The sequence below is a fragment of the Streptomyces sp. SCSIO 30461 genome, from assembly GCF_037023745.1.
GTDB lineage: Bacteria > Actinomycetota > Actinomycetes > Streptomycetales > Streptomycetaceae > Streptomyces.
Map to the genome: position 1 here is coordinate 3,307,704 of NZ_CP146101.1, position 10,753 is coordinate 3,318,456.

The following is a 10,753-nucleotide window of genomic DNA, read 5'->3' on the forward strand; positions in this document are numbered from 1 at the left end:
GGAACAAGGCCGTGAGCCCATCCGCCGACCTGCCTGCCGCGCCGCCGACCACCACCCAGGCCTCCCCTTCGGGCGAACTGCCCGACGGGCCGTCGGCCGGCATGCCGACAGCGCCTGCGGCCGCTCCCCCCGTCGCCCTGTCGGCCGCCCCGGTCGCTGCCGCCGCCCGGTCCGTCGACCCGGAGACCTCGGCGTCCGACGAACCGGGCACGGCCCGCACCGCGCCGGTCTCAGGCCTCCAGCGCGGCCTGTGGTTCCTCGACCGCTGGAATCCGCAGACCGCCACCTACACCACCCCCTGGACGTACGACATCACCGGCCCGCTCGATCTCACGCTGCTCCGGCGGGCACTGGACGGCGTGGCCGCGCGGCACGAGACGCTGCGCACCACCTTCGCCCTGTACCCCGACGGCCCCCGCCAGCGTGTCCACGCCGGACTCACCGTGCCACTCGCCGTCACCGACCTCCGCGGGCTGCCCGAGACCCGACGGGACGACCGCCTGGAGCAGTTGATCGCCGAACGGTCCGCTGAACCGTTCGACCTCGGTACGGGACCGCTGCTGCGCGCCGAGGCGTTCCGGCTCGCGGACGAGCGCACCACGTTGCTGTTCGTGGTCCACCACATCATCTGGGACGGCTGGTCGGCCGAGCTCTTCGACACCGAACTCGGCGAGATGTACGCCGCGTTGAGTGAGCAGCGCGCACCCGTCCTGGAACCGTTGCGGACCCAGTACGCCGACTGGGCGCAGGAGGAGCAGCACACCTCCTACGAGGAGCACCTGGCCCACTGGAAGCAGAGCCTCGACGGAGCCCCGACCCTGCTGGAACTGCCCGGCGACCGGCCGCGGCCCGCCGAGCGCAGCCAGGCCGGCGCCACGGAGCCGTTCGACCTCGCCCCTGGCGCGGCGGCCCGGGTCAGGGTGCTCGCCGAGGCGGAGGGTGTCACGCCCTTCACCGTTCAACTCGGCGCCTTCGCGCTGCTGATGGGCCGCTGGACCGGAGCCGACGATCTGCTCGTCGGTGCCCCGGTCACCACTCGCGGCCGCCCGGAACTCGCCGATCTGCTCGGCTACTTCGTCAATCTGCTGCCGATACGCGTACGGCTCGCCCCGGGCGCCACCTTCCGCGCGTTGCTCGCCGACATCCAGGACAGCGCCTTCGACGCATTCGGCTATCTGGACGTCCCCTTCGACCAGTTGGTCGACATGCTCGGCACCACCCGTACCCCGCAGCACCCGCCCCTGGTCCAGGTCGTGTTCGGTGCCCACACCGAGGACCGGGCGCCGCTCGCGCTCGGCGACGCCACCGCCGTGCGCACCGTCCGCTCCAACGGCACCAGCAAGTTCGATCTCACCTGGTCCGTCTTCGAAGGCAGCGGCGGCGGTGAGCTGCGCGGCGAGGCCGAATACAGCAGCGATCTGTTCGACCCCGGCACCGTGCGCCGGCTCGCCGCCGAATACGCCGCCCTGCTGGACGCCGCCCTCGCCGACCCGGACGCCACGGTGCTCCGACTCACCTCCGCCGGACCGCCGCACCGCCCTGCCCGGCTCGCTCCGGGCGACTGCCTGCACCACCTCTTCGAACGTGCCGCCGACGTGTACCCCGAGCGGCCCGCCGTGAGCGACCACGACGGCACCCTCGACTATGCCGAACTCGACAGCCGTGCGAACCGGTTGGCACACACCCTGCTCGCCTGCGGGGTGCGCCCCGGAGACCGGGTCGGCCTGCTGCTCGAGCGCACCGCCGCCGTGCCGGTCGCCATCCTGGCCGTGCTCAAGACCGGCGCCGCCTATGTGCCGGTCGACCTCGCCGCACCGGCCGACCGGGCCGCCCTGGTCTTCGGCGACACCGCCGTCAGCCTGGTCATCACCGACCGGCCCGAGCGCGCCCCGGACGGGCCCTGGGGAACCCTCGACCTCACTGCCCGGGCAGGGGAGATCGCCGCCCAGTCGCCCAACCGGCCCTCCCGCACCGGGCGCCCCGGTGATATCGCCTACCTCATCTTCACCTCAGGCTCCACCGGCCGCCCCAAGGGCGTCGCCGTCGCCCACGAACACGTCAGCCGTCTGCTCGACTCGGGCCGGGACCACTTCGGCTTCGGCCCGGACACGGTCTGGACCCTGTTCCACAGCTACGCCTTCGACTGGACGGTGTGGGAGCTCTGGGGCGCCCTGCTGCACGGGTCCCGCCTGGTCGTCGTGCCCCACCTCACAAGCCGCTCGCCCGACGAGTTCGCCGGTCTGCTCGAAGCGGAGCGGGTCACCCACCTCTGCCTCACCCCATCCGCGCTACGGCAGCTCGAACCCGCGCTGCGCCGTCATCCGCGTGCCCTGCCCGAGCTTCGGTGGATCATGCTCGGCGGCGAGGCGCTCGACCCGGGTGTGGTGCAGCGCTGGCATGAACTCGCCCCGCTGCCGCCGGCGCGGCTCTGCAACCTCTACGGCATCACCGAGACCACTGTCCACGTCACCGTCCACGATGTCGCCGCGGGCGGGGCGGGCTTCGAACGCAGCCTGGTCGGCGGACCCATGCCGCACCTCACCGCGCTCGTCCTTGACGACTGGCTGCGCCCCTGCCCGCCCGGTGTCCCCGGCGAGTTGTACATCGGCGGCGGCAGCCTCGCACACGGCTACTGGGACCGCCCCGGTCTCACGGCGGGCCGGTTCGTCGCCGACCCGTACGGCCCGCCCGGCGCTCGGCTCTACCGGACCGGTGACGTGGCCAGACGGCTGCCGGACGGCGGTCTCGAGTACGTCGGCCGGGCGGACTTCCAGGTGAAGCTGCGCGGATTCCGGATCGAGCTCGGCGAGATCGAGAACGCCGTCGCCGCCCACCCGGAGGTGGACGCATGCGTGGTCACCGTGCACGAGGACCGGCTGGCCGCGTACATCACCGGACGCTCGGCCGCCGGGCCGGAGAACCTGCGGGACTTCCTCGGGCGCTCACTGCCCGACTACATGATCCCGGCGAGCTTCACCCCGCTCGACGCGTTGCCGCTCACCGTCAACGGCAAGGTGGATCGGTCCGCGCTGCCCGACCCCGACCGAGCCGTACCCACTTCCGGCGGCGGTCATGTCGAGCCGCGCACACCGGAGGAGGAACTGTTCACCGCGGTCTGGACCGAGGTGCTCGGCGTCGCCGGGATCGGTGTCCATGACGACTTCTTCCAACTCGGCGGGGACTCCATCCGAGCCGTCCAGCTGGCCGGGGCACTGCACGACCGCGGCTGGCAGGTCACACTGCGGGATGTCTTCAACGCGCCGACCGTCGCCGAACTGCTGCCGCTGTCCCGTCCGGTGGATGTCCACCCCGGTGCGGACCGGCCGTTCGCGCTGATCGCCGACGAGGACCGGGATGAGCTGCCGCCCGGGATCAGCGACGCCTACCCGATGGTCTCGATGCAGCTCTCGATGGTCTTCCACATGGAGGTCGCCGGGGGCACCGACAGCTACCACAACGTCAACTCGTATCGGATCACCGGCACTCTCGACACCACCGCGTTCCGCCGTTCGGTCGGCGACGCAATGGCCCGGCACGCAGTCCTGCGCACCGGCCTCGACCTCTCCGGATACGGCGAACCGCTCCAGCTGGTGCACGGCACACTGCCCGCCCCGGTCGAGTTCGCGGACCTGCGTACGCTGCCGGTGGATGCGCAGGACGAGCGGATACGCGATGTCTTCGAGAGCCACCGCGACCGGCCCTTCGACCTCGCCGAACCGCCGTTGTTCCGGATCACCGTGCAGCGGCTGGCCGACGACGCCTTCCAGCTGACCATCTCCGAGCACCACGCCATCCTCGACGGCTGGAGCTTCACCTCCCTGCTCACCGAGATCCTCGAACGCCACACCGCCATCGCCGCCGATCCGGTCTCCGCCCCCAACCCGCCACTGCGCACCGCCTTCCGGGACTTCGTCGCCGTGGAGCGAGCCGCCGCCGCCGACCAGGAGTCACTGGCGTACTGGCAACGGCGGCTCGACGGAGCCACCGGGCAGCTCTGGCCCGGCAGCGAGCACGTCCACGAACTGCCGCGCACGGTCGAACGGGTGCTGCCCGAGGCCCCGGGTCGGCTGCGCGCGGTCGCCGACGCACTCGCCGTCCCGGTCAAGTCGGTCGCGCTCGCCGCCCATCTGCACGCCCTCGCCCGGATCACCGGGCGCCGCCAGGTCACCACGGGGCTGGCGATGAACGGCCGACTGGAGCGGTTCGGCGGTACCGAGGTGTACGGCCTGTTCCTGAACACGGTCCCGCTGGTCGCCGAGCCCGACGAGGACCTGATCACCCTGGTACGGCACGTGCACCGGGAGGAGCTGGACATGATGCCGCACCGCCGGGTGCCCTTCGCCCGGCTGGCCAGGATGATGGCCGACACCGCGCTCGACAGCCAGTTCGGCTATCTGCGGTTCCACGCGCTGGGCCGACTCAGCGCGGCCCGGATCGAGGACAGCAGGATCGGCTGTGAGCCCACCCTGCGGCACGAGCCCAACAGCTTCGCCTTCGGCGCCTCGCTGATCCAGGACCCGGTCTCGCAGCGCGTGCTGCTCGCCGTGGACCACCAGCGCGCGCTGGTGGACGACACCACGGCTGAGGAGTTCATCGACGCCTACGAGGACGCGCTGGCGCGACTGGCCGCCGAGGTCTGACGTGCCATCGGGCACGTGGCATCGGGCACGTGGCACGTGGCACCGGCGCATTTCGTCGGTGCCCGACGGACAGGCAGCGCGCCGGAGGGCCGGTTCCTCGACAGCCAGGCACCGGCGGTCCCATACGCCGGCCACGCGCCGGAGGCCCGGTTCCGGCCGATCCCTCCGACGCGCGCCGAGCCCGGCAGCCCGATCGGGTCCGGGGGACAACAGCCGTCGCCCCGGCACGGCCGGACGCCCACCGCTCGCCCTGGCTGCTCGTGCTTCCGGCCGAGGCGGGGCCGTTCGGGACCGTACGCCGCTCCCGTCCGATCCACCGTCCGTTTCGCCTCGTGGGCGGTGCCGGAGGGGTGGGTCTGCCCGTCGCGCCGGCCCTGACGCCTCTGTGCCGCCTGCTCGTTCCACCCGATGCCCCGCCCGCCCGGCGCAGCCACTCGACGCGGGCCACGCGGTGGGCCCGCTGGTCGAGGCGCTGCCTGCCGGATACCACCGGTCACCCCGGTCGGGCCCCGTAGTCCCCGCCATGTGTTCCCCGCCACGCGGCGCCGCCGGTTCCACTCGCCCGACCCGATCACCGAAATCCGCTCACCGGAACCCGCCCATCCAGCACCCCCGCCCATCCGACAGGCCGGTGCAGCCGGCACCGCGGCCGAGGCTGAGACACGTGTCCGGACCACCGCCCTGGACGGTACAGCCGCAGACACCGGTCACCGTCCCCCTCCGATGCCACAGCCACCCACAGCGAACCGACCATCCAGACCGCCAAGCACCGAGGAGTGTCCTCGCATGACCACCTTCGCCGAACCGTACGCCACCATCTCCACCCCCGCACCCGCCCCGGCCCCCGCCGCCGACCTGCTGACCCGCCTCCGCGCCGTCTGCGCCGCCCACCCCGGGCGGGCCGCCGTGCACGCCGTCGACGGCAGCCTCGACTTCGCGGCCCTGGACCGCCGCACCGCCACCCTGGCCGCCGCCTTGCGGGCGTCCGGCGTCCGGCGCGGCGACCGGGTCGGCATCCACCTGGCACGAACCGCCGACCTGCCGGTCGCGCTGCTCGCCACCTGGCGTGCCGGAGCCGCGTACGTCCCGCTCGACCCGGCGTACCCGGCCGAGCGGATCGCCTTCATGGCAGCCGACGCCCGCCTCACCGCCGTGGTCAGCGCCGAAACCGCACCGCCCGTCCCGGACGGCGTCGCGGTGCTGCGCCCGGACGCCGACGACCCGGCAGGTCCCGGCACCGACGTTCACGCGGCCGAGTCCACCCCGCACCCGCTCGACTCCGCCTATGTCATCTACACCTCCGGTTCGACCGGCCGCCCCAAAGGCGTGGAAGTCCCGCACGGAGCCGTCGCCGACCTCGCCGCAGCCCTGGAACTCAGCGGCGCCTACCGGCCGGAGCCGGGCGTCGTCGCCTGGAACGCCAGTGTCTCCTTCGACGCCTCCGTGCAGCAGTGGATCCGGATCTGCCGGGGCGACACGCTGGTGGTGATCGATGACGCCCGGAGAGCCGAACCGGTGGGCCTCGCGCGGTTGCTCGCCGAACACGGCGTCACCGACCTGGACCTGACACCCTCGCACTGGCAGTTGCTCCGCGAGCCGCTGACCGGTACCCGAGTCCCGCGGCTGTTCATGGGCGGCGAGCCGGTACCCGAGCGGACCTGGCGCGAACTGGCCGACGGCGGCTTCGACGCGCTCAACCTGTACGGGCCCACCGAATGCACCGTCGACGCGATCACCACCCCGATCGCCGGTTCCGGCCCGCACCTCGGCGAGCCGCTGCCCGGCGTCCGCGCCCACCTGCTGGACGACCGGCTCGCTCCCGTGACAGCCACCGGGGCGGTCGGCGAGCTGTATCTGGCCGGGCCCGGCCTGGCACACGGCTACCAGGGCCGCCCGGAGCTGACCGCGGGCCGTTTCGTGGCGGACCCGTTCGCGTCGGAGCCCGGCGCCCGCATGTACCGCACAGGTGACCAGGCCCGCCGCTCCGCCGACGGCCTCCTGGAGTACGTCGGCAGGGTGGACCGCCAGATCAAGCTGCGCGGCTTCCGTATCGAACTGGGCGAGGTCGAGCACGCGCTGAGCGCCGCGGCCGGGGTGACCGCCGCCGCGGTCACCGTGCACGAGGCCGCGCCGGGGGATCAGCGACTGGCCGGCTATGTGACGGGTGCGGCGGTCCGTCCCGCCGAACTGCTCGCCGAGCTGCGCCGCACGCTGCCCGGGCACCTTGTGCCGTCCACCGTGACCGTGCTGGACGCCCTTCCGCTCACCCCGAACGGCAAGGTCGACCACCGCGCACTGCCCGCCATGGTGACGGGCGTCGCCGCCGACGTCGAGTCGCCCGGCGCTTCGCAAGCGGCAGCGGAAGCGACGGAACCGGGCCTGGACGAGCAGATCACCGAGGTCTGGCGCACCGTACTCGGCGTCTCCCGCGTCGAGCCGACCGACGACTTCTTCTCCCTCGGGGGTCACTCGCTCGCCGCCCTGCGCATCGTCCACCTGCTGCGCCGCAAGCTCGACGTCGAACTCCAGCTCCGCCACCTGCTGGATGCCGCCGACCTGGCCGAGTTCACCGCCGCCGTCCGCCGGGCCGCCGCGGCTGGTCCAGCGGCCGCCCGCCCGAGCCTCACCGCCCGCCGTGAGGCCGTCCGATGACCGGATCGACCGCCCCCCTCAACAGCCCCGCCGCACGCAGTGTCCGCCCCCGGGCCGAAGGCGACTGGCTCCTCGTCCCGGCTCCCCAACCCCACCGCCCCTTCCGGCTGTTCTGCTTCCCGCACGCCGGCGGGGATGCCACTGCCTACACCCCGCTCGCCCGGGCCATCGCCCCCGTCGCCGAGGTCTGGGCGCTGCGCCCGCCGGCCCGGGGCGGTCGCAGCCGGCACCCGATGCCGCCGGACTTCGACGCTCTGGTGGCCGCCGTCGCTGAGGCTCTGTCCCCGCACCTGACCGGCGGCGACGGCGGCAGGTTCGGGTTCTACGGACAGAGTCTGGGCGCCCTGCTCGCCTATGAGGTCGCCCGCGCACTGCCCGCCGACCGCCGACCCGAACTGGTGGTCGCGGTCGGCGCGCCATCCCCAGCCGAGTGGACCCAGCGCGAGTCCAGGGATTTGGACGCGGCCGAACTCCTCAGACTCACCGGCTTGGAGGAGCTGGTGCGAGCCGATCCCCACCTGGTCGAACTCGCGCTCGGCACCATCCGAGCCGACCTCGCCGTCTGTGCCACCTACCGCCATCGGCCGCACGCGCCGATCGGCTCCGCCCTCCATGCGCTCGCCGGAGCCGACGACCCGATGCTTGCCACCACCGGCCTCACCGGATGGGCCGCTCACACCCGCGGTGCCTTCACCCACCGCGTCGTCCCCGGTGGGCACCTGCTCGCCACCGTCGGCCAGGCCGGGCCGGTCGACCTCCTGACCAATCTTCTGGCGGGCCGTCAGGCATCCGCCTCCTCCGCCACCGCCCGCAGGGAGCCGTCATGCTGACCACCACCATCGACCTCACCGACCCGGACCTGTGGGCCAGGCCCGACACCCCGGAGCTGGTCGCCGAGCTGCGCCGCGAGGCCTCCGTCCATCTCACCGACACCGTTGACGACGGCCCTGTCTGGTCCGTACTCACCTACCGGGAGTCGGCGGACGTCCTGCGTAACGCGGCCGTGTTCAGCTCGGAGTCCGGCTCGCTGCTCGGCGCGGGGGAGGGCAAGGTGCCGGTCGGATCGGGCCGGATGATGGCCCTCACCGATCCGCCCCGCCACCGCGAACTGCGCGCCCCCGCCAACCCGTTCTTCTCCAAAAGCGGTGTGTGCGGCGCCGCGCGCTCGATCACGGAACGGGCCGGTGAGCTCTTCGACCGGGCCGTCGAGCAGGGCGAGGTGGACCTGGTCGACGTGGTCTCCGCGCTTCCGCTCGCTGTCATGTGCGATCTGCTGGACGTCCCCGAGAAGGACCGCGACATGGTGGTCAGGGTCTGCGATGTGGCCTTCCTCGGCCGCACCCCGGAGGAGCGCCGCGCCGGGCACCAGCAATTGATTCCCTACCTGCTGCACCAGGTGATGCTGCGCCGCTCGGACCCGCGCGACGACCTGATCTCCATGATGGCCACGTACAAGGTCGGCGGGCGGCTGCTGCCGGTCGAGGACGTGGTGCTCAACCTGGACAACATCGTGGTGGGCGGGGTCCAGACGGTGCGGCACACGGCCGCGATGGGACTGCAGACGCTGATCCAGCGCCCCGACCTCTGGCAGAGGTTGCAGCGGGGAGAGGTGTCCATGGACTCGGCCGTCGACGAACTTCTGCGCTGGACCTCGGTGGGTCTGCACACGCTGCGCACCGCCACCCGGGACATCGAACTGGGCGGACGGCAGATCCGCCGCGGCGACCGGGTCGCGGTGTGGGTGTGGTCCGCCAACCGCGACCCGGAAGCCTTCGAGCAACCCGAGGAGATCCGGCTGGACCGCTCGCCCAACAAGCACCTCGCACTGGGCCTGGGCGCGCACTACTGCATCGGTGCGCCACTCGCCAAGGCGGAGTTGAGCGCGCTGTACTCGGCCGCACTGGCGAGGGCGGCCCGAATCGAGCCGACCGGGTCGGTCCAGTACAACCGTTCCATCATCAACTTCGGCCTCGACCACTTCCCGGTCCGCCTCACCCCTCGTTGATCGTCCGCCCGGTCCGTCTGATCCTCCCGGTGCGGGCCGACGGACCGTCACGCGAAGGCACCACGACGCGGACCGGTGCTGCCGAGGCTCTCGGCGCGGGGCCGTGGGGTAGTGCGGCACCACGGTAACTGCCGCTCTCCTGCCGGAGCTTGTGCCGCTCACAGCCGTACGGCGCCCCTACCTTCGAATCGCACCCCGGAGCACCACCCACCTACGGAGGCCATCATGAGCAACCCGTTCGAGGACGACAACGCCACCTACCTGGTCCTGGCCAACGACGAGAACCAGCACTCGCTCTGGCCGGTCTGGATCGACGTGCCGGCCGGTTGGACCACCGTCCACGGCGAGGCCACCCGCCAGGAGTGCCTCGACTGGATCGAGGCCAACTGGACCGACATCCGCCCCGCGAGCCTGCTCGCCGCCCTCGACCAGCGGTGAGCGTCGACATGCCGACCTGGGAGCTGAACCCCGGCCGTCCCGCCCTCACCCATGTCCCGGCTGCCGCCGGCATCGCCGAGGCCTGCGAGTGGCTGCGTGAGAACGAGACGGCACTGACCGCCGCCCTGCACGAGCACGGCACGATCTTCCTGCGCGGGCTGCCGGTGGCGCAGGCCGCGGATGTCGCCGCTGTCCGCGATGTGCTGATCCCCGAGCCCACCCCGTACCGGGAGAAGGCCACCCCGCGCAGCGACTTCGGCGACGGCGTCTTCTCGTCCACCGACCTGCCGCCGGCTCAGTCGATCCGGATGCACAACGAGAACAGCTACACCCTGACCTTCCCCGGGCGGCTGCTCTTCGCCTGCCTGACCGCCCCCGAAACGGGCGGCGCCACCCCGACCGCCGACGTCCGCAAGGTCCTCGCCGGGCTTCCCGAGCACCTCGCCGAGCGGGGCCGGGCCTCCGGCTGGACCCTCACCCGCAACTACTCGGACTATGTCTCGCTCGGCTGGCGTACCACCTTCGGCACCGAGGAGCGGGCAGACGTCGAGGGGTACTGCAGGGAGAACGGAATCACCTGGGAGTGGCAGCCGGACGGAAACCTGCGCACCGGCCAGCTGCGTTCGGCCACCATCCACCACCCGCAGACGGGCGAGGAGGTCTGGTTCAACCATCTGGCCTTCTGGAACGAATGGTCGCTCCACCCGGACATCCGGGAGGCCATGGTCGACGAGTTCGGCCCGGACGGCCTGCCGTTCAACACCGGTTTCGGCGACGGTGAGCCGCTCTCCCGGGAGGAAGTGGACGCCCTCAACGCGGCCTACGAAGCCGCCACCGTTCGCGAGACCTGGCAGGTCGGCGACGTGATGCTGGTCGACAACGTGCTCTGCGCGCACGGCCGTGACCCGTTCCGAGGCGACCGGAAGATCGCCGTCGCGATGGGCCACCCCGTGGAACTCCTGGACTGTCGGCCCACGGTGCGCCCCACCACCGCGGTCCTCGCCTGAGGCAACCAGGC

Annotated in this window: 6 protein-coding genes; all 6 read left to right on the plus strand. The window is 72.5% G+C overall.

All coding sequences use genetic code 11. The annotated features are described in order from the left end of the window. The first annotated feature begins 11 nt into the window (after positions 1-11). The 6 genes from V1460_RS14600 (at position 12) to V1460_RS14625 (ending at position 10,742) form a co-directional block, all read left to right on the plus strand. A complete protein-coding gene (locus V1460_RS14600) occupies positions 12-4,640 on the plus strand; it encodes an amino acid adenylation domain-containing protein (RefSeq protein WP_338674153.1) in 4,629 nt (1,542 codons plus the stop codon). Positions 4,641-5,426: 786 nt separating this feature from the next. Beyond that, complete coding sequence (locus V1460_RS14605; protein ID WP_338674154.1) at positions 5,427-7,292, plus strand: non-ribosomal peptide synthetase; 1,866 nt, start codon at positions 5,427-5,429, stop codon at positions 7,290-7,292. After that, positions 7,289-8,122 (plus strand): thioesterase domain-containing protein, encoded by an 834-nt coding sequence (locus V1460_RS14610; protein ID WP_338674155.1) that lies wholly within the window; start codon positions 7,289-7,291, stop codon positions 8,120-8,122. Before V1460_RS14605 ends, V1460_RS14610 begins: the two co-directional genes overlap by 4 nt. Then, entirely contained in the window at positions 8,116-9,297 is a 1,182-nt protein-coding gene (locus V1460_RS14615) for a cytochrome P450 (RefSeq protein WP_338674156.1), read from the plus strand. The genes V1460_RS14610 and V1460_RS14615 overlap by 7 nt, the downstream gene beginning before the upstream one ends. Before the next feature lie 225 nt (positions 9,298-9,522). Continuing rightward, entirely contained in the window at positions 9,523-9,735 is a 213-nt protein-coding gene (locus V1460_RS14620; RefSeq protein WP_338674157.1) for an MbtH family protein, read from the plus strand. A gap of 8 nt (positions 9,736-9,743) precedes the next feature. Further along, positions 9,744-10,742: a TauD/TfdA family dioxygenase gene (locus V1460_RS14625; protein WP_338674158.1), complete on the plus strand. Its 999-nt coding sequence runs from the start codon at positions 9,744-9,746 to the stop codon at positions 10,740-10,742. Positions 10,743-10,753 lie beyond the last annotated feature (11 nt).

Bases quoted from the DNA above. Each gene is read 5' to 3' on its own strand.
- V1460_RS14605 (WP_338674154.1), top strand. From the start codon at position 5,427: ATGACCACCTTCGCCGAACCGTACGCCACCATCTCCACCCCCGCACCC.
- V1460_RS14620 (WP_338674157.1), top strand. From the start codon at position 9,523: ATGAGCAACCCGTTCGAGGACGACAACGCCACCTACCTGGTCCTGGCC.
- V1460_RS14615 (WP_338674156.1), top strand. From the start codon at position 8,116: ATGCTGACCACCACCATCGACCTCACCGACCCGGACCTGTGGGCCAGG.
- V1460_RS14610 (WP_338674155.1), top strand. From the start codon at position 7,289: ATGACCGGATCGACCGCCCCCCTCAACAGCCCCGCCGCACGCAGTGTC.
- V1460_RS14625 (WP_338674158.1), top strand. From the start codon at position 9,744: ATGCCGACCTGGGAGCTGAACCCCGGCCGTCCCGCCCTCACCCATGTC.